Origin of the sequence: Leptothoe sp. ISB3NOV94-8A (assembly GCF_043421595.1) — a bacterium.
Taxonomy (GTDB): domain Bacteria; phylum Cyanobacteriota; class Cyanobacteriia; order Phormidesmidales; family Phormidesmidaceae; genus Leptothoe; species Leptothoe turfae.
The window spans coordinates 364,890-388,502 of record NZ_JAXSQW010000002.1; the positions used below are offsets into that span (position 1 = coordinate 364,890).

The following is a 23,613-nucleotide window of genomic DNA, read 5'->3' on the forward strand; positions in this document are numbered from 1 at the left end:
CATGAATAAACATTATCTTCCCCTCGCATACCTGAATGCGTGGGAATATTGTCCTCGTCGTTTTTATCTTGAATACGAACTTGGCGAAATGCAAGACAATGCCCATCTTGTTATGGGTCGTCACCTCCATCGTAACATTGATGAAGAGACTATTCGCCAAGAAGGCGATACGCGCATTTACCAACAACAATGGGTCTGGAGCGATCGTCTGATGGTCTCCGGCAAAATCGATGCCGTCGAAGAAACCCATGGTCAGCTTGTTCCCCTCGAATATAAAAAAGGTCGTATGGGCCAACACCTTAGCGATCACTTTCAGCTCTGTGCCGCTGCCCTATGCATCGAAGAACGCACAGGTCGAACGATTGACCATGGCGAGATTTTTTATCATGCTAATCGTAGACGTGAACATGTGCCCTTTACTGAAGAGTTAAGACAGGCGACTGAGGGTGCGATCGCGAATGCTCAAGCAGCTGTTACTCAATCGATCCCTGCCCCCATCGATCATCGCAAAAAATGTCAAGCATGCAGCCTTCAGGAAATTTGTCTTCCGATGGAGACCAAATCTCTCCAAGCTAGTGTCCACCGTTAATTTTTACCATGTCTTCTCTTTATATTACTCAACCAGACGCTGTTCTTAGCAAAAAGTACGAAGCTTTCAATGTTGTTCTCAAACAAGAGGATGGCTCGTGGAAAAAACAATCGATTCCTGCTCAGACTGTAGAGCAGGTAGTGTTAATGGGCAATCCCCAGGTAACGGGCTATGCTTTAATGTATGCCTTAGAGTTAGGCATGCCAGTGCACTATCTATCGACTTTTGGTAAGTATTTGGGGGCTGCATTGCCTGGCCACTCACGGAATGGTCAGCTACGGCTTGCTCAGTATGGAATGTATCGCGATACTGAGCAACGGTTACTCTTGGTGAAGGCAATGATTACTGCCAAAATCCATAACCAGTATGCGGTGCTTTATCGCCATGGCCAAAAAGATAATCCACTAAAACAACGCAAGGGCATGGTTGCTCAACAGAAAACCTTGGATAAAGTACGTGGGATAGAAGGGTTGGCGGCTCGCGAATATTTTGCAAATTGGGCAAACATGTTAGACAAGTCCTGGCAATTTACAGGACGCAATCGTAGACCGCCTACTGATCCGGTCAATGCGTTGTTGAGTTTTGCCTATGCGCTTTTACGCAGTCAAGTTACGGCAGCGGTTCATATTGCTGGCCTTGATCCTTATATTGGTTATCTTCATGAGGTTCATCATGGCCAGCCTGCTATGGTGCTAGACCTGATGGAAGAATTTCGTCCGTTGATCGCTGATAACTTGGTTCTAGCAGCAATCAACAATCGTGCGATTCAACAAAAAGATTTTACTGAGAGTTTGGGGGCTTATCGGTTATCAGATAATGGTCGCAAGTCGTTTTTGCAGGCTTTTGATCGTAAAATGAATGATGAGTTTAAGCATCCTGTTTTTGGTTATCGGTGTAGCTATCGACGGGCAATTATTTTACAGGCAAGAGTGTTGGCTAAATATTTGCAAGAGGGAATTGAGTATAAGGGTTTGATGTTGCGATAATGACAACGCTCTTTTACCTAATTATTTACGACCTACCTGATTCTAAAGCTGCTAATAAGCGCCGTAATCGGTTGCATAAGCTCTTATCTGGCTATGGTACCTGGACTCAGTACAGTGTGTTTGAGTGTTTTTTGACAGTTATGCAGTTTGCTAAGTTACAGACTCAAGTAGAGACGTTGATCAAGCCAGATGAGGATTCTGTTAGAGTCTATGTCTTGGATTCGGGAGCCGTTAAGCGGACGATTACCTATGGGTCTGAGCAACCGCGTCAGGAGACGGCTATTATTCTGTGATGCTAATTTTTCTAAATGGCTAATGCCTGATTTCTGATTTGTTTGGCAAACTGAAGTGAGGGCAAAATCCCTTGGGGCTTGCCAAATGGCTAGAACCTTGATAATTGAATAGTTTTAGGTTTCTTAGATGGATGGGTTGCGATCGCAATCAGATAAATCTACTGCTTGGTTTTGACCTTTGCCAAAATTACAGGTAGAAGCCTTATCTGATAAACGTTTGGGCCTACGGACTCGCCAAACACTAATCCCGACAACCGGGACTGAAACATGCAAAGTGCTGACCTGGAGAGATAGGACCAGCAGCTCGCCAAACACTAATCCCGACAACCGGGACTGAAACAGTTGGGAATGTTTGGGTCACCATCCGGCTGTGAATCTCGCCAAACACTAATCCCGACAACCGGGACTGAAACTACCCGTTACTCTGTGTCTGCTTGATTGTGACACAGCTCGCCAAACACTAATCCCGACAACCGGGACTGAAACTGCTAACTGGGGTTTACCTGCAAGGGACAGCTCGCTCGCCAAACACTAATCCCGACAACCGGGACTGAAACTTGTTGATTGTTGTGATAAACATAGCGGCGAAGTAGCTCGCCAAACACTAATCCCGACAACCGGGACTGAAACCTTCTTTGGATGGGTGCTACACTTCGACGGTCTATTTCTCGCCAAACACTAATCCCGACAACCGGGACTGAAACACCTTGTACTTTGATTCACCTTTCAGGCTGACATTTCCTCGCCAAACACTAATCCCGACAACCGGGACTGAAACTAGATGATTTGTCACAAGAGACATTGGAATGGTGCTCGCCAAACACTAATCCCGACAACCGGGACTGAAACCTATGCTTGTTTATGGAGTGATTAATCTGTAATGGACTCGCCAAACACTAATCCCGACAACCGGGACTGAAACTCTTTCATTGACTACGCTAAAACTTACACTATTCGATCTCGCCAAACACTAATCCCGACAACCGGGACTGAAACCGACCATAAACGCGCTCCTGAGCGATTCTGAGGTTCTCGCCAAACACTAATCCCGACAACCGGGACTGAAACTATTTCTGAAGTGTCTTCTGATTTGGATAGAGAGTTCTCGCCAAACACTAATCCCGACAACCGGGACTGAAACCTTTCTAAACTATCCAAACTCTCCTAGGCACAAGAACTCGCCAAACACTAATCCCGACAACCGGGACTGAAACTTCATAAATTTTCATAGAAATATTTCTCTACCTAACTCGCCAAACACTAATCCCGACAACCGGGACTGAAACTTACAACCATATTAAACGGCGTGATTATATATCGAACTCGCCAAACACTAATCCCGACAACCGGGACTGAAACCCGCTAATACAATGTACTTCGTGGATTCTTCCGAAGTCGATGCTCGCCAAACACTAATCCCGACAACCGGGACTGAAACCTGTGAGTTGGCCCGTCTAAAAAAGGTTCTCTCATCTCGCCAAACACTAATCCCGACAACCGGGACTGAAACCTGTGAGTTGGCCCGTCTAAAAAAGGTTCTCTCATCTCGCCAAACACTAATCCCGACAACCGGGACTGAAACAACTCACTGTCTCTAATCGCTTTTACTCCCTGCTCCTCGCCAAACACTAATCCCGACAACCGGGACTGAAACGAAGCAAGATCGAGTTTTGGCAAGACCGACCAGCGACTCCTCTCGCCAAACACTAATCCCGACAACCGGGACTGAAACATCGCTATAAAAATCCTTAAAATATCCTTCCCTCTCTCGCCAAACACTAATCCCGACAACCGGGACTGAAACGTACCTTTGAAAGCTTTGGCGAGACTAGGGGAAATTGTGCTCGCCAAACACTAATCCCGACAACCGGGACTGAAACCCCTAGACTTAGCCAATGAAGAAACGATAGACCAGTTCTCGCCAAACACTAATCCCGACAACCGGGACTGAAACCTTTGCCTTAGCGCGACGGCATTGGCCTTTGGTGCCCTGCTCGCCAAACACTAATCCCGACGACCGGGACTGAAACGTAAGTAGTTGGTGTACGAGTCCCAAGAGGCAACAGTCTCGCCAAACACTAATCCCGACAACCGGGACTGAAACCGCTTCGGGAGATGTGACCGCTTTTGCGTCTGGGGAAACTCGCCAAACACTAATCCCGACAACCGGGACTGAAACAATACACCGCTGCAACATTGAAAAACTGGATTAACCTCGCCAAACACTAATCCCGACAACCGGGACTGAAACCATATACGGTGTAGTATGCAGGGTTTTAATAAGTTCTCGCCAAACACTAATCCCGACAACCGGGACTGAAACGTAAACCTCTTCGGTATGTTCACCCTCAGGGAGTACTCGCCAAACACTAATCCCGACAACCGGGACTGAAACGTGAACATTGATCACGCCCTTTGGATACACGCGTCGCCTCGCCAAACACTAATCCCGACAACCGGGACTGAAACGCTTGAAGCTGAGGCTCGCAAAACCCTTCAGGCAATTATAGCTCGCCAAACACTAATCCCGACAACCGGGACTGAAACAGTCATCCAGTCAGACCCGCCACCGTTGACCGTATCCTCGCCAAACACTAATCCCGACAACCGGGACTGAAACCTAAACCAGGTCAACGATCAGTTTCGGAATGGAATCTCGCCAAACACTAATCCCGACAATCGGGACTGAAGCCTGCGGAAAACCTGCATAGCACACCTGCCCCTTAGGAACGAGTAAGCCCTGGAGTCTTTTTGTAGGGCGTGAAGCACAGGCAGACAAGAAAAAGCCCAGCACTTGGCCGGGCGTTAGTACTATCTGCGCATAAGTGAGCGGCATGATCGTACTATAGGACATAGACTGCCAATTGGGTAGTCTACGTTACGCAGCTAGAGTCACGGCAAAACAGCTCTAGCTGCTGCAACGCACCTGTTCCCTGGGGGTGAATAGTCGCTCTCAGGGTTTTGTTTAACAGCGCTTGCTCGCCAAACACTAATCCCGACAACTACTTTATCGATAATAAGGCTACTATAGGCGAAACCCTATGGGGTGATCAGGTTTGGTATACCCGATTCATTACTCTAACCTCTACGCTCGAATGATGGTAATTGACCGCTGCCCATTTGACCGTATAGTTTCTGTGGCTAAACGTTCTGCCATGGGGAGTGCCTGAGTACGACGGTCAAAGATCACTAGCCAACCGTGGTCTTGATCTAAGCGGGTCAAATAGTGATCTAACTGTTCCAAACCTTGCTCTAGAGGATCAGCCTTTTTGTCTCGCCATACTTTTAGCTCAATACCCAGGATGACATCGCCATAACATAGGCAAAGATCCATGAGATCGCTACCAATGGCTTATTCGCGATCCAATGTGCCCCCACTGTTTACCACCCGGTGTAAAAATGCCATCAGCACCAGATGGGGAGCAATTTCGTGATACGCCGCACTATTGAGCAACGGTTCACCATGCTGTCGCCAAAAAGCTAAAAATGCATCTAGCAGCGCTTTAGTATCCAGCTGGCCTGCTGCCGTCAGCCAGGTGGGTGCAATCATTGGCAAACTATTTCGTCGATAAAAAGGACTAGCGGCCTTGGAATCGCCTGACTCCAAGCTGTTAAAGCAGCTTCAATGCGTTGCCCCGTTGATGATTCTGGCCAGGATGGCGGCTGACAATCTTTGGGTAAGTGCATGTGGGCATTGCCGCGCTAACTGTTTAGCATGGCTAGCTCGGTCACTCCTGGATCGTCTGAAAAGGGAGCCCCTAGTTCTGCGGAGACGACCAGGGCGGCATACTGCCCTGAGTCGGTTAGTTTTTTAGCCAGGGCAAGCATAGCGGTGGTTTTACCCACTTGCCGGGGGGCATGGAGGACGAAATAGTTGCGCTGAGCGATGAGGCGTTCTAGATTTGGCAGACGGCTACTGGATGTCACGGTGTAGTGAATCTCGGTATCACAGGGACCTGTTGTGTTAAACCAGCGAACCATAGGGTGTTTAGCGAAAAGCTTTTAATAGTCTACTAACGGGGCAAATGCTTCACCAGTGCCCGCAATGTGTAGCGACAAGGCCATCGCAGGGTGCGCCAAACACCGTTATTCGAAGAATACTTTTTGCGGAGTTAATGATTGCTCACAGTTCTTCGGCCTCTGGAGTCAACACCAAACCTCGATAAACCTTCTCAATCGGAAAACTTAGCCCAATGCTCTTTAGCTCAATTACATCCCCTCTCTTGTAATTTAGAATTATCCATTCCCCTGTCTCTTTTTTGTGGTACAAATCCATCTCCATCCGGATGGAACTGACCAACAAATAATCCTGTAAAACAGGGTTGTTACGATATAGCCTAAACTTGCCACCACGATCATAGGCTTCAGTGCTATCAGACAAGACTTCTACAATTAGGCAAGGATAGGTAAAGTACTTGTCTGTACTCCTGTCGCGTTCATCGCAAGTAACGCAGGCATCGGGATACGTGTAATTCTTAGTATCAACAATATTGATCTTAATGTCAGAATTGCCGGTGATGCAGCCCCCACTGTCCACATGAGTATCAAACATAGAGGTAAAGCGGATAGCAATACGACCATGGTTGACCGTACCACCAACCATGGCATACACCTGACCATCAATATATTCATACTTCTCTAGCTGCTTCTCCTCCCAGACCAAGTACTCTTCAGGTGTAAGTTGAGGGAAATTCTCTTTTACAGCAACCATGATTAATTAGAACCTGTTGGCATTATGGTCTTTGTCCTCTTTAGGCCTCGACTCCGCTCAGCCTAACCGGTAATCTCAAAACTCATTCCAAACCTCTCGGCCAAATTGCACGTATCGTGATCCACAATATTTGTATCACTTAGTTCTAGGTTATAAAAATTAATCACATCTGTCTCAAACAAAGGTCCTGCATGCCAGGTGCCCACTTCAAGTTTAATAAAACAATCTCCAGGAATCTTAAACGCTCGAATTTGCTCCGGGTCTGGTGCACTGCCCTCACAGGCAGGAGCCACTGCCATCAGCCACTCTTTTCCCTCCAGCGAACCCAAACACTGTGTACAGGCCAAATGCCGCGTAATCTGATCAAACCGCCTACCTTTACGCTCTAGCTGCATGATGTAAAAACGCGGAATACCCCCGTCCAGTTTTAGTTGGGCCTCCTCAGAGTCATAGGATTTACCATCCCACTGGGGGCGTAGCACCTGCCCAAAGGGCCGAAACAATTCAGCAGTCAAAGGTTGAGCCGTCAGCTGTTGCAAAGTAGTTTCCATGGCGATGTTAGGGGGAGCAATCCCTATATTTTGCTGACTATTTCAAGTTGCAACAAGTCAATTTGACGGTACGTCATCTTCCACTAACGCTTATATATTCAAAGATCGGTCAGGGGCCATAATCCCGCACCAGATTCAAAACCTAGCGCTAATTGATGGCTGTCCACTCAAGGGACAACGTCGATTGTGCCGTTTGCGATCGCACCCAAACCTTACAACACATCAAAAATGCGGCAAGGTACGTCAGAACTTATGCGATTCTGGGGAATGCACTTTTGATATGCTCTCCCAACCCCATGGATAATAAAGCAATGCTAATGATTCCGGGTCCCACACCGGTGCCCGAAAAGGTCCTCCAAGCGATGGGCAAACACCCCATCGGCCACCGCAGCGGTGACTTTAGCAAAATCATCGGCGAAATCAACGAAGGTCTTCAGTGGTTATTCCAAACCAAGAATGAAGTCTTAACCCTATGCGCCAGCGGTACCGGCGTTGTCGAAGCAGGCATTATCAACTTCCTCAGCGCTGGCGATAAAGTCCTGGTAGGTAGTAACGGTAAGTTCGGCGATCGCTGGGCCCAAATTTCTAAAGCCTTTGGCCTGGATGTACAAGTCATTCAAGAAGACTGGGGTGTCCCCTTAAAGCCGGAGGACTTTGGCGCAGCCCTGACCGCCGATACTGACAAGGCGATCAAGGCCGTCATCGTCACCCACAGCGAAACGTCCAGCGGTGTACTCAACCCCGTAGAAGCTATCAATGAGCACGTCAAAGCCCATGGTGAAGCCATCATCATTGTCGATGCTGTGACCAGTCTGGCGTCCTACGATCTGAAGGTGGATGAGCTGGGTCTAGATGTGGTTGCTTCCGGTTCTCAGAAAGGCTTTATGCTCCCCCCTGGCATGGGTTTTGTCTCCGTCAGTGAAAAAGCCTGGGCTGCCTATGGGAATGCTACGCTGCCTAAGTTCTATATGGACCTGGGTAAGTACCGGAAATCCTTTGCCAAAAACAGCACGCCCTTTACCCCACCGGTTAACCTGTACTTTGGCCTCCAGGCCGCTCTGGAAATGATGAAGGCAGAAGGACTGGAAAATATCTTTGCTCGCCACGAACGTCAGAAGCAGGCTTGCCGCGCCGCAATGAAGGCTTTGGGGCTGCCACTGCTGGCTCCCGATGATTACAGCAGCCCCGCAGTCACTTCCGTCATCCCTGGTGACGTTGTCAGTTCTGAGGATATTCGGTCCACTATGCGCAAGCAGTTTGACATTGCTCTAGCAGGCGGTCAGGACCATCTGAAGGGCAAGATCTTCAGAATTGGACACTTGGGGTTTGTGTGCGATCGCGACATCCTCACCACCATCGCGTCCCTAGAAACGACGCTACAAATCCTCGGGTATGAAGGCTTTGCCCCCGGCAGCGGCGTATCGGCGGCAAGCCAGGTATTGCGGTAGAGCAATGGTCTCGGCAAAATGCTAATGCTTTCAGTTGTCCAGGCTCCCTAAATCCCCCTTTCTTGAATGCCCCTTGGGCTATATGTTGGGGGGCTTTGAGTTCCCTAACGATGATAAATCCTAAGGAAATTAAATTGCTGAAGCCCCCATTATTGGGGGGTGGGGGCCTCCAACCAAGTTTGCCTTTTGACAAAACCTCTAAGCCTATTCCCCCGTCAAAAACGTGATCTCAACTTGATCACCTTCTTTTAACCCCAACTCCGCTGCCCGACCCAGGCGTAGCTCAATGACATTGTCCACCAGCAGATTGCCTGGACCATAGGTAGGGCAAGGGTCTGCCCCACAGGGCGGGGCCTCGAAAATGCCCTGCACTTCGCCTCGATATAAAAACACCATATCCAGCCCCACGGGCACATTTTTCATCCAGAACCGGGCAGGTCGTGGTCGACTAAAGGGAAATAACATCCCTCGGTTATCGGGTAGAGCCTCGCGAAACATCAGACCTAGCTGTTGCTGGCGCGGGGTTGCAGCCACCTCTAAGTCAAAGGTTTCACCGACAATGGTCGCTTGAGCGGTAATGGGAAGCACTTGGCCAGGTCCAGTGAGTACGATGGAATCAGAGGCAGCGTCTGTCACAGAAGTGCCAGAGGAAGCTGTAGGTTCTGTGCTACTACAGGCCAGCAGCAGACAACATAGAGCGGGTAACAGAAAATATTGCTGCTTATGCCAATCGGCCACGCTTGTCTTCCTCTAATGAACATCACAATTTTTGTGGGCTACGTTGCTGTGTCCCTTGGGCTCCCGGTTACCTCAGGGCACCCACAAGAGTATGCCCCTACCAGATTTGTCCACCCTACGTTTCACGTAATACGTATCCAACGCCGCGAACGGTTTGGATTAAGCGCTTTTCGCCTTCTCCATCGATTTTTAAGCGCAAATAGCGAATATACACTTCAATCACGTTGGATTCACCCATGAAGTTGTAGCCCCACACGTTTTCTAGGATCTGTTCGCGGGTCAAGACTTCGCGGGGGTGCTCCATTAAATATTTGAGCAGCTCAAATTCTTTCATGGTCAGGTCAATGACCCGGCTGCTGCGCATGGCCTGACGGTTGGTGATGTTGAGGGTGAGCTCACCAAACACTAGCTGTTCAACGCCGTACTCACTGGGCTGTAAATACGCGCTGACCAAGGCTAGAAATTCATCGCTGCGGTAGGGTTTGAGAAAATAATCGTCGGCCCCAGACTCAATACAGGCCACCCGGTCGTCCAGGTTGTCGCGAGCCATCAGTAGCAGCATGGGGGTACGATCACCTTGCGATCGCAACTGCTGACACAGATCTAATCCCGACTCTCCCGCCAACATCCGATTGACCACAATCAGCGCCGGGTGACGAGTTTGAACTTCCTTAATGCCTGAATCTATCGTGGTCGCGACCAACGGAATGTAACCGGACTCACGCAGATCGTTACTGACATCCTGGGCCAATTCTTCATTGGCCTCCACTAGTAAAACACAGGGGGCCGCATCAGATGCACCCATAGGATCAACCTCCCGCTTTGTATACGCGCATCGCAAACTGTAACTTTAAATTCGCGGATTATTACTACGCAAATACTAGCGCGTGCTCATCCAAACACCATAAGTTAAAGAATGTATACAAAAGAGCGAAGGATTTTATGGCCGTCGGAGTCTGGGTATTATGACTAGATGATGCAGACCCATGTGAGCGGCATTGGTCTTTTCGCTGACGGCAGCATATTAGCTACCAAACCTTAGGCCGCTTCAGCCAACTATATAAATCGCATGAGCGACTATTGTAAAGGGGGTCAGTATACCCCTAAGCAACGCACCGGCAACGACGCTTGCCCATTTAACTTTTTTACTGGGATTTTGTCGCTCGCCATCGAGACGTACTACAAAAACAGGGTCGGATGAACTTTATTCTCAAGAACCTGGATAAAATGTCCGCCGAAGAATATGCAGCGATACAAGAGAATGTTCACCAATGGCATCAACAGCAAATCCCTTAGTAACACTTCATAATTACTAGATATTATGTCTGGTTACTTTAGGCAACCATAAAGAATGCTCAGAATAACGGACATGAGGGTTCACAGGAGATCATTTTCTCCTATGATTGAGAACAAGCGTAAAAAGCTTAGTAAGCTATCTGAGCTCGGACTCAGGGTGTACATACCAACAAGCAGCTCTTATGAGCAGGACACAAACCATTTAGGGTGCATCTCTTTTATTCCCTGCTCTTGCTTGTAGAGCACGAGTTTGTTGCTAGCTGAGCACAATAGTGTCGTTTAACTAGGCCCAGAGTTGTTGGCTGAGCCCAGGATTAAGCTTACATGGCATGTTTACGATAGTTGTCTATTAAACATTCTGAGCGGACCAGGCGGCAATTGCCAACTCTAGCGCCTCAACAACAACTGTGTTCATAGACTGTTCCTTATCATAGGCTAGTTGCTTGATTGCCTTCTTTACCCGAGGGGGTACATAAATTGTCATTTGTTCAGTTGGCATGGTTCGTTCTGGCTATATGACCTATACATTGAGTTTAGGACACTCAATTGGGCAACAGTACGGGCAAATGGCCGATATTAGTCGTCACAAAGGCGCAACTAGTCCTGTTGTCAAAAAAATGTTCAGATCGCGAGCTTAGCTTTCAATAACGCATACAATACCCGTGAGAGATCTCGACGCTGAACAATGCGCCGATCCCTTGGCGTACCGGCAAAGGCGGCTTCATGGTGCTTAGGCATTGCTTTTTTGACTAAGAAGCCCAGCTGTTGACGAGTCATGGCCTGGTCTGGAGCAAACCGCCCCCGCCCCACACCCGCCACCATATTTTTGGCCTTAAGGGTTTCAATATTGCTATAGGCCCAGTGCTGGCCAGGCTGCACATCCCTGAAAGATGGCTGAGTTGGAGTGATTTTTTCTAGCCCTAAGAGACTAACTAAGGCTGTACAAACAACTGCACGGCTAACGCTGGCATAGGGGCGAAAATGCAGGTTTTTCTCATTCTCGCTATTGACGATTCCCGCCGCTGCCATTACCTGAATGGCTTCAAAATCTTGGTCCGTATGGGCTACATCATCAAACCATACAATGGGAATACCATTGCGGGTCAAAAAGCCCTGTAGCTTGCGTAATAAGGACTCATTCCGAACAATCTCACGGGGTTGTTTTCCAGTCCACACACTAAAGGCTGCCAAAAAGCCACCGGCCTCACCAATTGCCCATTCCACCGGGTGCATCCGATAGGCGGCATTGGTAATGTGGGTGGTGCCAATACTTTTAGCTGATAAAACTAAGCCATCTGTATTGATAGGAACCAGTGCCCCCGCTGGTAAAGTGAAGGGTAAGGCAATGACATCTTTCCCGGTAGGGCTCACATGACCATCCACCAGATTGCCATGGAGGTCTAAGTAGTGATATTGACCAATGCCCAGTGTATCGTTAAAAGTACGGGCACGTGCCTGATTCGGAAAAAAGCTAGCAGCCACGTCTTCATGGCGAATGGTGGTCATAGCAATGCCTCGACGGGCCTCTCGAATGTAGGGTTCCAGGGCAATGCCATCCTTGGTCCAGGTGAGATCTCCTCGGGGTTTGAGATCAGGTGAGCCATTGGTTTGCAAGTAGTGAATATAGGCCTGCGCTCGGGTACGTGCCCGGGCAATCTGTTGTTGTCGCTCTGAGCGATCAAGCCCCACCAGGTAGCCAGTGCGATAGTCATTACCACAGCATTGACCCCGCTCCGGGTGGCTCGATGTTCCCCAATTAATCACGGCCACATCGCCAGGGGAGATTGTTTTTTTGTACAGAGAACGTCGTAACAAGCGACGATAGCGAAAAATACCAAATGCATTAAAGAAATCGCGTTTTTTCCAAACTGTGTTTTTGCGAACCCAAAAGTCTCCAGTAAATTCTTGCAGGTTGAGCCATGGTACCCGTCCGTATTCTGTTGGCATACCAATGGGCACCCCTTTTCCAGGCTGCGTACGTTCCACTAACACATCAAAGGTAAATGACTGTTGGCACTGGGGTCGGGCGTCCTCTGGCAAAATTGCTTCGTCTGTTTCGCTGCGGGCCTCTTGTCCCACCCGTGAGGGTACATCGCCCACCTCTAGCAGATCGCCTAAATCAGTGGCTTCTACCACGACCTTGGCATACACCGTAAACCCATGCTTGGTTTTGGTGTCTTGACACATCACCCCGGTCACACGGCGCACACTCGTCTCGTTACTGGCCGCTGCCAGCACTAATGAAGTGGGCTCAGCATAGGGAATTAGGGTGAGCTTGCCGGACTTTAGATAGGGCAATAGCTTTTCATTTAAGGCCGTTGACGCCGCCACTGGGGTAGTCGAGAGGGGGCATACCCACGAGCCGCCTGGATCCTCTACAATCTGACCGGCCACAGGCTGTAACTGTCGCTGTCGTCGACGGAACAGGCGTTGGCTTTTGGAAATGGCAAATTCTTCTCCATTCAGCGTGGTCAGATCGGCCTTGTGGCGCAGTAGGTCCCCATCGTCAGATGCGGGCAATGCCTGGGCGGTAAACTGGCCCCCCACCATTCGCTGGGGCTGCACCAAACACACATCTAATTTGAGCTTAAGGGCGGTCAAAGCAGCCATATAGGCAGCTGTTGAACCCCCAATCACCGCAATTGAACACTCATAACTGGCCCCATCCCAGGGGCGGGTTAAGGCATCATCGCTAAGCAGACCGTTTTTCTGATGCACCATAAATGTCTCACTCCTAGACCATTCCATCATGGATCAAGGTGGCAAAACTGGGCCAAATTTATCCGTAGTTTTTCATAAATCACCTGCTAACTAGGGACGTCAACACCCCAGACCATGGGCATGCCAACAGATGAATTGTTGAGGACAGCTAACATGCAGTACCCTCAGATCATTAAATCATCACCATCAGAACCATGTCTAAGAAGCCTCCTGTCATTGACATTGACCCGGCAACGCTGTTGTTTATTGGCTTTCTGTTGATATTGCTGCCCTTAATTTTTACGGGGTTTCTTGCCCAGTGAGGGCCTGATCTAAGGCGTGGTTGAACGCCGATCTCAGCTTATGGATAACATAGAGATCCTCACGGTCTAAGCGGGCAATACCATGCATGACATAGCTTTGATAGCGTTCTGGTAAACTCACCCGTTTCATTAGTTGCTGTAACAGTTGTTTAAGGCTGGCATATTCTGCAGCAGGCATCGGCTCACTATTCAGCCGTTGATCCGTAATCTGTACCTGGGTCTGCTCAGCTGACAGCACAAAGCTATACACCATTACGGCCTGGGCGAGATTCAAGGACGGCTGTAGCTGATGCTGGGGAATGGTTGTTAGCAGATCACAGGCTTCAATATCGGCAGACTTCAGTCCGGAGCGCTCCCCACCAAAAACAATGGCCACTCGATGCAGCCATTCTCCCTTTGCTTGCAGATGGGTGGGGAGGTCTCGCACGGAGGTGTAGTGGTGTTTTTCGTAGCGGTGGCGGGCGGTGGTGGCACAGGCAAAGTCACAATCTGCGATCGCATCCCCCAGATTTTCATATACCTGAGCGGTTTTGAGCACATGCTGAGAGCCGTGGGCCAGGGCAAAGGCCTTTTCCCCCAGGTAATCGGCCTGGGGTCGTACTAAACGTAAAGCGTTGTAGCCCATGGTATGCATCGCACGGGCTGCTGCGCCAATATTTTCCGGTTCTTCGGGGTCGACAAGGACAAAGATGATTTCCATGGGAATTTATTATACGGGGCGAGGGCATCGCCCAATGTCGGGGCATTCCATGGAACGCCCCGACATTGGGGCCGATTGGATTATTTTGCCTCACCCAAATAGCTCTCGGCTTGGAGGTCAAACATTTCAGCATAGCGCCCTTGTTGGGCCATGAGCTGGTCGTGGGTGCCCACTTCGATGATTTGCCCCTGCTCTAACACAACAATGCGGTCAGCCATGCGCACGGTGGAAAACCGATGGCTGACCAGGAAGGTCATTTTGCCCTGGGTCAGCTGCCGAAAACGCTGGAAAAGATCATGCTCTGCGATCGCATCCACCGCCGCTGTCGGTTCATCTAAAATCAAAATTTGGGCATCACTCATAAATGCCCGCGCCAGACCAATTTTTTGCCACTGCCCCCCGGAAAGATCCACACCCCCTGAAAACATTTTGCCAAGAATAGTGTGATAGCCCTCTTCTAGCCGCTCAATCACCTCGGTGGCACCAGCTCCCTGGGCGGCTTGAGCCACTAAATCAATATTCTGTCGCTGGGGCAAGTTACCAAATCCAATATTGTCTTGTACATTCAAGGCATAGCGTGCAAAGTCTTGAAACATAATGCCAATTTGACTACGCAGTTCGCTGAGAGAAAATTTTTGCAACGGAATATTATCGATGATAATTTGCCCTTGCTCAATGTCGTAAAGACGGGTCAGCAGTTTTAATAAGGTTGTCTTCCCAGAGCCATTCAGCCCCACCAGTGCAATACACTCCCCTGGGGCAACCGTCAGATTAATCCCCTGTAATGTGGGCTGTTCTGCCCCTGGGTAGGTAAAGTACACATCCTGAAACCGCAACCCCTGTTCCATGGGTTTGGGAAAGGGGTTAGGGTGACGAGGACTGACCACCTGGGGAGAGATATCCAACAGCTCAAAATACTGTGACACGTAGAGATTGTATTCATAGAGGGTGGCAAGACTCAGGAGAGTGGACTCAATTAATCCCTGGGCCTGTTGAAATGCACCTGTGTATAGCGTGAGATCGCCCAGGGTCACCATCCCCTGTAGCGTTTGCCATAGCACTAAACCATAGGCTCCATAAAATCCAATAGCGCCCAGCAGTTCAGTGCTCAACTGGGCTAGCGACTGCTGCCGCGCCAACCGCCGTGACTCTTGATTAAATTCATGACGAATCGTGCGGTACTGCTCCACCATATGTTGTCCCAGGTTAAACAGCCGCACTTCTTTGACATACTGAGGAGCCGTGAGAATCTCGTAAAAGTAGTCTGACAGACGACGAGACGGTGTTTGGCGACGATTCATCCAAAATCGCCGATAGGAGTAACGAATACCCACCCAGAAAGTCGGCAACACACTGAGTAACAACAGGCCCATCACACCAGAGCTAAACCGCAATAGTAATGCCAGCAGTCCCACCAACCGGGTAATGGAACCTAACAGCCGAGATAGTAGCTCCACGACCCGCAACGGATAGTTACTGCCACTTTGCTGCGCCCGATTTAGCACATCATGGAACTCAGGTGATTCATAATGGGCCAGGTCCAGGCGCATCGCCTGCTGTAACAGTTGCACATTGGCATGGAGCAAAAACTGATCGCTCAGCACTCGGCTCACATAGCTATTGAGTTTATTCAGCACTTCTTGCAACAGCAACAGACTAAATCCTGCTATCACCAGGAACAACAGATAAGATGTAAAACCAGACGTATCACTGGCCAGAATCGACACCACTTGATCAACAATCAGCTTACTCACATAAAGCTGGGCCGTTGGTATTAACGCATTGACCAGAGTGATGCTAATACTGAGCATCAGCCAACCTGGAGACGCCGACCATACTAGCCGCACGAGCCGGGGGGTATTCCCCAGCAAGCTCAGGAAGTTTTGATAAGAGCGTCGCAGTCGAGATAGAAAATTGTAAAAAGTAGAATGCACGGATAGCAAGAAGACGGTTTGAGTTTTAAAGGCTCAGTGTTGAGTCATCATTATCTACTTTTTATCTACTTTGCTCACACCCGTTAAACCATCATCAACTCAAAATTCACAACTCTCCAACCTAAGCCTTCACCAATCCCAGCTTGATCGCCTTGACAATTGCCTGGGTTCGGCTACGCACTTTAAGCTTCTCAAAAATGGCCGTCAGATGGGCTTTCACTGTTGCAACAGTGATATATAACTGTTTTGCAATCGTCTCATTCGAGGCCCCTTGCACCAGCCAATGCAGCACATCCTGTTCTCGCTCTGTTAAGTGAATATCTTCAGACACTTGAGGCAGAGGGCTGGAAGTGGCATGAAATAACCGAAAAAAACCACTGGCTAACGCCGGATCAAGATACACTTCATCCTGCAGTACTGTTCGTATGGCTTCATAGAGCTGGCTGCCTAGCTTATCCTTGGCGACGTAGCCCTTGGCTCCAGCCTGCATAGCTTGAAAGATCCATTTATCTTCTCGATGGGCCGACAGACTCAGTACGCGCGTATCTGCCCCCAAGGTTTTCAGCTGCCGTAATACCTCAATGCCAGTCCCCTGGTCTAACTCCATATCTAGCAGCGTGATGACAGGATTATGGGCCTCAACCATCTCAATAGCTTGCGCCACCGATGCAGCTTCTGCCACGACCTCAAACTTAGCAGGCCCATCGACATAAAACCCCAGCAAGGTACGCAAACCTTGCCTAAAGTCAACATTGTCATCAACTAATAAAACAGAAACAGCATCAGTCATTGAGAATGTACCTAATACTGAAAAACATATGAAGTGAGCCTTCAAAAAACAAGTAAGTTATGGGCGTGGCAGAAAAATCGAAAATTGAGCCCCTCCCTGGGGGAGAGTTTCAGCCCCAATACTACCCTGATGGTCCAAAATAATTTTCTTTGCGATCGCCAGTCCCAACCCAGTCCCCCCAGATCGTTGTGAGTAAAACGGTCTAAACAGCTCAGAGATATCCACATCTTCCAGACCAGGCCCCTGATCGCTGACAGTCACCAACACCGCCTCGTCAGCGATTTGCCAATCAACGGTAATAGTCCCGCCCGTATTACTAAAGTGCACGGCATTGTCAAGCAAGTTTTGCAAAACTTGTTCAAACTGCCAACCATCAACAACAACAGAAATAGATTGCCCAGGGCACGCTATATTCAACTGCTTTTGCTCAATCTGCGGTTGCAATAAGGAGAGTGCATTTTTCAACAAGGTGAGTAAGTCATGGTCCCGTTTTTTCAGACACGCTTGTTTACCACAGTTGAGTAAGTCTACTAAATGGGCTAAAAGCGTCTCAGACGTTCGACGAATACAGTCCGCCTGAGCCTTTTGAGTTTCGTTTTCAGCACCCAAAGCAAGGGTCTCTGCATAGAGTTGAATCAAAGAGAGGGGATTACGCAATTGATGGTCAGCCTGTTGCAATGTCTGCTCTAATAGCTGAATCTTTTCCTGCTGACGCAGGTTCTCTTGATACAAAATGAGATATTGCTGGAGTAGCTGCGCGTACTCCTTAATTAAGGTCTGCTGTGGATGGGAAATATGCTTTTCGGTCCACAACAGTAGATACTCACATTGAGTTTCTGTTTGACGCAAACCACACACATAGGCACAGGAATCACTTGAATTGAGTGATAGGGGCATCAGCTCTAAAAACGGCAAATTCTTAGTAATCCAGCGCTCTGGCTCAAGATACGATGTAATTTCGTTGTTTATCACATGATGGCGACGATAAGACATCATATCGCGCCTATTTTCAAGCTGATCCCAACGAACTAGCCAAACGTCTAAAGCTGATAACTTCTCGCTTAGGCGGTCAATTTGCGCTTGGCACAGCTGGCGAATGTCAGCAGATGCCAATTTTGACTGGTGGCTCGCTATTGAAGGAGGCGATGTATACATCCTGAATCCACTCCTACTTCACCTGGGAACTGTGGTGTTTATGCTGATCATGAATACCTGTGTCCTTATCTAGAATCAACATTTTTTTGTCAATATGCAAGCGTCTAAAGGAAATTTGGGTGTAAACACGCAGTCTTTCAAATTCATAAAAACATCCCCTCTCTCGCCCTTGAAATTCCTGATGGGTTGCCTTGTTTTTAACGTTTAACCTCCTTCGATTTTCAGGCTGAGATGCACTACGCAGCAGACTAGGCGTTATGGCTATTAGACCTTTGACCAATTGGCCCCAGGGCTGTCAAGACTTACGCTAATAACAAGCGCATTTCGTTGACATGTTCGCTATCGTAGACTCGCCATCTTTGCGTGAAGGGGCGAGTCTTTTTATTGCAATAGTGTCTTGCCACCTCTATTGCGGTAAATACGGTTGGTTTAAAAGAAATATGCATCCCACCACGCGCCTACGTAGGGAACTTGCCTAGTACATTTGGCTGATTTTAACTACGCCAAATGTATGAGATGAGAGAAGTCAGGTAAAGCTACCCATCGCAACCTAGACTTTCCCGTGTTGACACACCTGTAACTGGGTTCATCCCGTCAGCTCGTTCGCACAGGTACTTCACCTGGAATCGGTCCAGAATCGTATAGGAAAAGTCTGCCCCCGTAATCGTTGCGTCAGCAAATGTACTGCTGGTCATCAGGGCGTCAGTAACAACGGCATTGGTTAAATCAGACCCCGTAAACTCTACCCGGTCGGCAAAGGTTTCTGACAGGTTAGCGCCGGTTAGGTCAGTACGGATAAATTTTGCCTTGGTCAAAATGGTGGCACTGAGGTCTGCACCTCGAAAATTAGCGTCTCGCACCTCCGCTGCCGCTAAGGATGTACCCGCTAAATTGGCATTTTCGAAATTGCGCCCGGTGAGGTCGGTCAGGGTGTAGTTGACGACGCCAGGTTCTGCGATCGCAACCGATGGCAACGTCGTTAGTAGCAGTGAAATCGCAACGAGCATTCCGACTAGTTTGAGACTCAGCCACTGCCATCTAATCATCTGCAAGTACTCCCTGTCTGCGCCAAGTCTAATCATAGGCGAATTTAGGAGACCGCAGGTGGCCCACACCGACATTCAGCTAGCCTGCTTTTTCGACCGCAGGTGGCCCACACCGACATTCAGCTAGCCTGCTTTTTCGACCGCAGGTGGCTCAAACCGACATTCAGCTAGCCTGCTTTTTCGACCGCATTAACCATTCCCTCTTGCCATGAATTTGCCACCCCATAATGTTCCGTAGCTAGCGGATCAACCGCTGGCGGCAATGCAGTCTCTTGGGACCGAGCCAATATGTCCGGTTGACCAGGCAGCTTTAAGCTACCCTGCTGTAGATCGCCCCAAAGCATTTCTGACACTTGCTGAGCATCTCGGTTGAGGGTATCGGTGATCGCATCAATTTCCGTCAGGATCTGGGTAATCGTTTGGGCCGCAGTTGCCATCGCTTGCGAGTTGGCAATAGTTGCCTGTCTAGATTGGGTCAGATTGCTCGTCTGATGATGTAGCTTTTCTAAGGAGTGACGCTGGCGATCGTACGCCTTAAGATTGGCCACATCCGCAATCAGTTGAGCGATCAAGGCTTGAAACTGGGATTTGTCTGCCGACTGAGCTGACTGATTGACAGAGCCTGTCAGCGCCATAATCCGTTGATCTAGGATGTCAAATATCTGGTTTGCTTCCGATTCTGACGGCATACTCTCCAGATATCCCCCCAGGGTTTGAGCCAGGCTAAATAGGGCATCTAATCGTCTGTCTATAGACTGATACTGATTAGATTGCTCATCCAACTGCTGCTGCACCTTTTGAATCAACGCCTGTTGCTCACGCGCTTCTTCATCCACCTGCGCTGTGAACGCTAAAAATTTCTCAGTCAGTTGATCAGCATGAAAGTAGCTTTGGGTAATGGTTTCTTCATGACGACGAATCGTCTCCTGGTGCATGTTGAGCTGGTTGAGAATGTTAAAGAAGGAAACCGATAGCTGCTCTAGCTCGTCTTTCTGAGCGATCGCAACTTCCTCCAGCAAATTTCCATGGGTACCCACAAACTGTTTGCCTTGCAGCAGGATGGGTTTGATCCGCTGGTTTAACTTTCTAATGGCCAGATAGACCACCACTGCCAGCAATAACACCATTAACCCAGTCGTCACAGCTGCAATGCGTAGAATCCGACCATAGATCGCTTTATAAGGCACAAAACCAAACAGTAACCAGTCCTGGCCAGGCACCGTAGCGTAGGCCCAGTAGCCAGAAGCGGTCTTCAAAAAGCCCGGTGCCTCTGTGTCAATCTGCGGCCAAATAGCCTCCAGCCCAGGAATAGTTTGGTAGGTTTGGGCTTCAGCCGTTGGGTTGGTGGGATCGGCAATCACCTGGCCTGACTGGGTAAGTAGCAAGAAATATCCGGCTTGTTGAAAGACCACATCATCTAGCAAATTCCCTAAATAGGCGCTGTCAATCTCCACCAGGCTAGTGCCCAACCAACGACCTTCAGAATTGAACAGAGGATAGTAGTAAGTCAGTAACCGATTTTGGTCCCCTTGATAAGGCTCCGTCCACACACTGGTCTGGGGTTCAAAATAATCGCGGTAGCGATCAGTGTCAGGGTAGAACTCGCCAACGTCATCGGCAAAGTCTTCGTAGCGGATAGCGTCTGGATCAAACGATGTCGACTCCGCAGACTTAATCGCTGAATAGTAGGGGAATAACCAGGGCTGCTCCTCCAGGATGCCATTTTTGCTCTGCCCTAGCCCCAAGCCAACCACAAACTCTGGGCGACGCTGAAACAGCTGCAGCACCAACTCGCGATAGGTATCAGGAAACTGTGCCCCTCTCTCATGCAGCGTAGTGGCGCTGACACCCAAACTATAGGCCAGCGTTTCAGCTGAATCTGTAACTGATGCGATCGCATTGACCTTACTATCAATACTGCTACGCACCTGGTCTTCTGCCTGACGTCTTAACATTTCACTAAAGAGAAATGCCATGCCCCCCATGCCAGCAAGGGCACCCAGCATGATCATCCAAAACAGACGACCACCAAACGAATTTAGTTTGAACCATCCTTTAGCCTTATCCACTAAAGTCGGCTGATAACTTTGGGGTGTACGTGGGAGTTCTTTAAACGGTGAAATTGACTGCTTAGACGTTGGCAATTTAAAGGAACACATATGCGTTGAATAACAAGTTCTATATAGATGAGGCTATAGAGCAGATCCAAGCCACAGAGCAAACCCTTGGCCATTCCCCATAGTAGTTCATAACTCTTGTAGATTGAGGTTCACTAGATCACCATATGTGTTAGAGAATGAGCGACTTCATCATATAAATAAATAAACCCGACAAAATACATTTAAATCAACAACTATATTCTGTCGGGGAACATGATGACTGCGATCGCCTTTGGGGCTTAATTTACACCTTCTACCCGTTTCAACAATGTTGTTGAGATCTGCTCAATATCTGACAACATGGGGGCAATCGACTGCAAGGAATCCACCACAGCACGAGACTCTGATATCGCCACCCCACTGGCCTGGGTAATATGTCCCATTTGTTTTTGTAGGTTATCTATAGACGGCCAGCGGCGTTCCAATGCTTTGAGCGTAACAATATTCTTCGTCAGTTGCTCTATCAGCGTATGTAACTGTTCGGACTGCTGTTCACTAGCCCCATGGCCCAGGACACGGGTCAAAGCACCAACCTGTTGTTCTACCAATGCTAATGTTTCTGTTGAATGGGTTGGTATCCGACGCAGTTCACTATTTAGTGCACGCCCCATGGTGTTAATGGCATCTACTTGAATATCAATTGTTTGGGAACTCTTAGCAATATCGGCCATCAGTTGTTGCAAATCACGCATCAGTATCTGTTGTTCACCCGCCAACCGATTCAAGAGGGCTGTGAATTCTGTAAACTGCGCAGAAACTTGAGTAGATCGGGACGTCTCTGTTTCAAGTTTGAGCGCATGGCGACGGATTGTTTCTTCATTTAAATTGAGCTGCTCTAGCATATTGAAAAAAGCGAGGGACAGCTGATTTAGATCATCTTGCCCGTCCCATTGAGCCAACAATGTAGCATCGGTCTTAGCCAGTTGATTGCACTGATTCAGAACGGGTCTGAGGCGACGGTTGAGGCTGCGAACTGCCAAGAAAATTGCTGTTGACAGCAGGGCCACCATGATAACTGTCGCTGCCAGGGTAATCAGAGCAATACGGTTAAATACGGCTGAGTAAGGGACATACCCCAACACTAACCAATCGTGCTCAGGAACAACCGCATACGCCCAGTATCCAGTTTCTCCTTCTAAGAAACCGGTCTCATTGAGGCTCATCTGCGGCCAGATAGCCGTTAACTCAGGAATATCCTGATAGGTTTTTAGATTGTTCTCAGGATTGGCCGGGTCGGCAACGATATTCCCCTCACGGGTCACCAATATAAAATGTCCCTGCTGACGAAAAACAGGCTGATTGAGAAGATTGCTTAAATACTGTCCGTCAATGTCCACCAGGGTTGTACCCAACCAGCGGCCATTACTGGCAAATAGGGGCACATAGTAGGTCAATAACTGGTTGGCAGCGTTTTCATAGGGTTCTGTCCAGACAGTCGTCTGGGGAACAAAGTAGTCTCGATACCGTTGGCTATTCGGATAAAACTCGCCCTCACCGTCGGCAAAGTCTTCATAGCGAATAGTTTGATTAACCGCAGGCTCGTTTTCTGAAGCATCCACCCAATAGTAGGGAAATAACCAGGACTGATCCACAATCAGTCCATTTTCTCGCTGCCCTAACCCAAGACCCACGATAAACTCTGGACGGCGCTCAAAGAGCTGTAGCGTCAGTTCCCGATAGGTATCTGCATACTGTGCCTGCCGCTCATGGAGCGTAGTCGCACTAATGCCCAGGCTATTGGCCAACGTTTCAGCGGCTGCGGTCACCGACGCGATCGCATTCACTTTACCATCCAGGGTACTCCGCACCTGATCCTCAGCCTGATACTTAATCATCTCACTAAAGAGAAATGCCATGCCGCCGATACCCGTTAGGGCACCTACCATAATCATCCAAAACAGACGACCACCAAACGAATTTAATTGCAGCCATCCCATCAACGTTTGATTTAGGCTCTGCTGCTGTTTTGTTTGAATAGATATCTCGGAAGCAGCAGACGATCCAGCCTGTGTAGCACTCGATAATTCAGAAGGCATAATAATATAGGAAAATACAGGGAAAAAATCAGTAGGATTTAGTTCAAGAACTTCAGTCCAAGAACTTCGTTGTTAAAACTGTTTGGATGCAACGCTTCTCTATAAAGGCCTATGGGGGGCTTATCGGCCAAAAAGAGACAAAAACAACCATTTTCGCA

17 protein-coding genes, 2 pseudogenes and 1 CRISPR repeat array are annotated in these 23,613 nt (G+C 48.7%); of the genes and pseudogenes, 5 read left to right on the plus strand and 14 right to left on the minus strand.

Going from position 1 to position 23,613, the window contains the following annotated elements; translation table 11 throughout:
• Nucleotide 1 precedes the first annotated feature (1 nt).
• The 3 genes from cas4 to cas2 are packed head-to-tail and all read left to right on the plus strand — an operon-like array spanning nucleotide 2 to nucleotide 1,868.
• Nucleotides 2-589, plus strand: coding sequence for a CRISPR-associated protein Cas4 (gene cas4 / locus SPB21_RS32120; protein ID WP_499869097.1), 588 nt, complete (start codon nucleotides 2-4; stop codon nucleotides 587-589).
• An 8-nt stretch (nucleotides 590-597) separates the two neighbouring features.
• Nucleotides 598-1,575: a type I-D CRISPR-associated endonuclease Cas1d gene (gene cas1d / locus SPB21_RS32125; RefSeq protein ID WP_499869099.1), complete on the plus strand. Its 978-nt coding sequence runs from the start codon at nucleotides 598-600 to the stop codon at nucleotides 1,573-1,575.
• On the plus strand, nucleotides 1,575-1,868 hold the full coding sequence (cas2, locus tag SPB21_RS32130; protein WP_163671356.1) for a CRISPR-associated endonuclease Cas2: 294 nt from the start codon (nucleotides 1,575-1,577) through the stop codon (nucleotides 1,866-1,868). The genes cas1d and cas2 overlap by 1 nt, the downstream gene beginning before the upstream one ends.
• Before the next feature lie 230 nt (nucleotides 1,869-2,098).
• Nucleotides 2,099-4,560: a CRISPR direct-repeat array (repeat unit 37 nt; unit sequence CTCGCCAAACACTAATCCCGACAACCGGGACTGAAAC).
• Between the two features lie 393 nt (nucleotides 4,561-4,953).
• Here the strand turns inward: cas2 and SPB21_RS32135 are convergent.
• The 3 genes and pseudogenes from SPB21_RS32135 to SPB21_RS32145 form a co-directional block, all read right to left on the minus strand.
• A pseudogene (locus SPB21_RS32135) lies at nucleotides 4,954-5,849 on the minus strand (hypothetical protein).
• A gap of 142 nt (nucleotides 5,850-5,991) precedes the next feature.
• On the minus strand, nucleotides 5,992-6,579 hold the full coding sequence (locus SPB21_RS32140; RefSeq protein WP_499869100.1) for a Uma2 family endonuclease: 588 nt from the start codon (nucleotides 6,577-6,579) through the stop codon (nucleotides 5,992-5,994).
• Between the two features lie 62 nt (nucleotides 6,580-6,641).
• The gene (locus SPB21_RS32145) at nucleotides 6,642-7,130 is read right to left on the minus strand and encodes an ureidoglycolate lyase (RefSeq protein ID WP_499869102.1); all 489 of its coding nucleotides are present in this window, start codon (nucleotides 7,128-7,130) and stop codon (nucleotides 6,642-6,644) included.
• Between the two features lie 296 nt (nucleotides 7,131-7,426).
• Here SPB21_RS32145 and SPB21_RS32150 point away from each other — a divergent pair, with 296 nt between their 5' ends.
• Nucleotides 7,427-8,578, plus strand: coding sequence for a pyridoxal-phosphate-dependent aminotransferase family protein (locus tag SPB21_RS32150; RefSeq protein WP_499869104.1), 1,152 nt, complete (start codon nucleotides 7,427-7,429; stop codon nucleotides 8,576-8,578).
• Nucleotides 8,579-8,782: 204 nt separating this feature from the next.
• On the opposite strand, the gene SPB21_RS32155 is transcribed toward SPB21_RS32150, so the two are convergent.
• Both SPB21_RS32155 and nblR read right to left on the minus strand, forming a co-directional pair.
• Entirely contained in the window at nucleotides 8,783-9,316 is a 534-nt protein-coding gene (locus tag SPB21_RS32155; RefSeq protein ID WP_499869105.1) for a DUF192 domain-containing protein, read from the minus strand.
• Between the two features lie 115 nt (nucleotides 9,317-9,431).
• Nucleotides 9,432-10,121 carry a response regulator transcription factor NblR gene (gene nblR / locus SPB21_RS32160; protein ID WP_006518405.1) on the minus strand — a complete coding sequence of 230 codons (690 nt, stop codon included), beginning with the start codon at nucleotides 10,119-10,121 and terminating at the stop codon, nucleotides 9,432-9,434.
• A gap of 168 nt (nucleotides 10,122-10,289) precedes the next feature.
• Between nblR and SPB21_RS32165 the strand changes: the two are divergent.
• Nucleotides 10,290-10,612 (plus strand): annotated as a pseudogene (locus SPB21_RS32165) (cryptochrome/photolyase family protein); the annotation flags it as partial.
• A 349-nt stretch (nucleotides 10,613-10,961) separates the two neighbouring features.
• Here the strand turns inward: SPB21_RS32165 and SPB21_RS32170 are convergent.
• From SPB21_RS32170 to SPB21_RS32210, 9 genes are all read right to left on the minus strand, one after another.
• Nucleotides 10,962-11,111, minus strand: coding sequence for a hypothetical protein (locus tag SPB21_RS32170; RefSeq protein WP_499869107.1), 150 nt, complete (start codon nucleotides 11,109-11,111; stop codon nucleotides 10,962-10,964).
• A 122-nt stretch (nucleotides 11,112-11,233) separates the two neighbouring features.
• The gene (locus SPB21_RS32175) at nucleotides 11,234-13,333 is read right to left on the minus strand and encodes an FAD-dependent oxidoreductase (RefSeq protein WP_499869108.1); all 2,100 of its coding nucleotides are present in this window, start codon (nucleotides 13,331-13,333) and stop codon (nucleotides 11,234-11,236) included.
• A 279-nt stretch (nucleotides 13,334-13,612) separates the two neighbouring features.
• Entirely contained in the window at nucleotides 13,613-14,335 is a 723-nt protein-coding gene (locus tag SPB21_RS32180; RefSeq protein ID WP_499869109.1) for an RNA methyltransferase, read from the minus strand.
• Nucleotides 14,336-14,415: 80 nt separating this feature from the next.
• A complete protein-coding gene (locus SPB21_RS32185) occupies nucleotides 14,416-16,269 on the minus strand; it encodes an ABC transporter ATP-binding protein (RefSeq protein WP_499869110.1) in 1,854 nt (617 codons plus the stop codon).
• Between the two features lie 121 nt (nucleotides 16,270-16,390).
• Nucleotides 16,391-17,059, minus strand: a complete 669-nt coding sequence (locus SPB21_RS32190; RefSeq protein ID WP_163700080.1) for a response regulator — start codon at nucleotides 17,057-17,059, stop codon at nucleotides 16,391-16,393.
• Nucleotides 17,060-17,116: 57 nt separating this feature from the next.
• Nucleotides 17,117-18,214 (minus strand): sensor histidine kinase, encoded by a 1,098-nt coding sequence (locus tag SPB21_RS32195; RefSeq protein WP_499869111.1) that lies wholly within the window; start codon nucleotides 18,212-18,214, stop codon nucleotides 17,117-17,119.
• 536 nt (nucleotides 18,215-18,750) lie between these two features.
• A complete protein-coding gene (locus SPB21_RS32200; RefSeq protein WP_163671345.1) occupies nucleotides 18,751-19,260 on the minus strand; it encodes a pentapeptide repeat-containing protein in 510 nt (169 codons plus the stop codon).
• A 167-nt stretch (nucleotides 19,261-19,427) separates the two neighbouring features.
• The gene (locus tag SPB21_RS32205; protein WP_499869113.1) at nucleotides 19,428-21,419 is read right to left on the minus strand and encodes a PDC sensor domain-containing protein; all 1,992 of its coding nucleotides are present in this window, start codon (nucleotides 21,417-21,419) and stop codon (nucleotides 19,428-19,430) included.
• Nucleotides 21,420-21,658: 239 nt separating this feature from the next.
• Complete coding sequence (locus SPB21_RS32210) at nucleotides 21,659-23,455, minus strand: PDC sensor domain-containing protein (protein WP_499869114.1); 1,797 nt, start codon at nucleotides 23,453-23,455, stop codon at nucleotides 21,659-21,661.
• Nucleotides 23,456-23,613: the final 158 nt, after the last annotated feature.

What these genes read in the sequence shown, in the direction of transcription:
- cas4 (WP_499869097.1), top strand. Translation starts at nt 2, where the DNA reads ATGAATAAACATTATCTTCCCCTCGCATACCTGAATGCGTGGGAATAT.
- SPB21_RS32195 (WP_499869111.1), bottom strand. Translation starts at nt 18,214, where the DNA reads ATGTATACATCGCCTCCTTCAATAGCGAGCCACCAGTCAAAATTGGCA.
- SPB21_RS32205 (WP_499869113.1), bottom strand. Translation starts at nt 21,419, where the DNA reads ATGTGTTCCTTTAAATTGCCAACGTCTAAGCAGTCAATTTCACCGTTT.
- SPB21_RS32170 (WP_499869107.1), bottom strand. Translation starts at nt 11,111, where the DNA reads ATGCCAACTGAACAAATGACAATTTATGTACCCCCTCGGGTAAAGAAG.
- SPB21_RS32175 (WP_499869108.1), bottom strand. Translation starts at nt 13,333, where the DNA reads ATGGTGCATCAGAAAAACGGTCTGCTTAGCGATGATGCCTTAACCCGC.
- SPB21_RS32145 (WP_499869102.1), bottom strand. Translation starts at nt 7,130, where the DNA reads ATGGAAACTACTTTGCAACAGCTGACGGCTCAACCTTTGACTGCTGAA.
- cas1d (WP_499869099.1), top strand. Translation starts at nt 598, where the DNA reads ATGTCTTCTCTTTATATTACTCAACCAGACGCTGTTCTTAGCAAAAAG.
- SPB21_RS32140 (WP_499869100.1), bottom strand. Translation starts at nt 6,579, where the DNA reads ATGGTTGCTGTAAAAGAGAATTTCCCTCAACTTACACCTGAAGAGTAC.
- SPB21_RS32200 (WP_163671345.1), bottom strand. Translation starts at nt 19,260, where the DNA reads ATGATTAGATGGCAGTGGCTGAGTCTCAAACTAGTCGGAATGCTCGTT.
- SPB21_RS32210 (WP_499869114.1), bottom strand. Translation starts at nt 23,455, where the DNA reads ATGCCTTCTGAATTATCGAGTGCTACACAGGCTGGATCGTCTGCTGCT.
- SPB21_RS32190 (WP_163700080.1), bottom strand. Translation starts at nt 17,059, where the DNA reads ATGACTGATGCTGTTTCTGTTTTATTAGTTGATGACAATGTTGACTTT.
- cas2 (WP_163671356.1), top strand. Translation starts at nt 1,575, where the DNA reads ATGACAACGCTCTTTTACCTAATTATTTACGACCTACCTGATTCTAAA.
- nblR (WP_006518405.1), bottom strand. Translation starts at nt 10,121, where the DNA reads ATGGGTGCATCTGATGCGGCCCCCTGTGTTTTACTAGTGGAGGCCAAT.
- SPB21_RS32150 (WP_499869104.1), top strand. Translation starts at nt 7,427, where the DNA reads ATGGATAATAAAGCAATGCTAATGATTCCGGGTCCCACACCGGTGCCC.
- SPB21_RS32180 (WP_499869109.1), bottom strand. Translation starts at nt 14,335, where the DNA reads ATGGAAATCATCTTTGTCCTTGTCGACCCCGAAGAACCGGAAAATATT.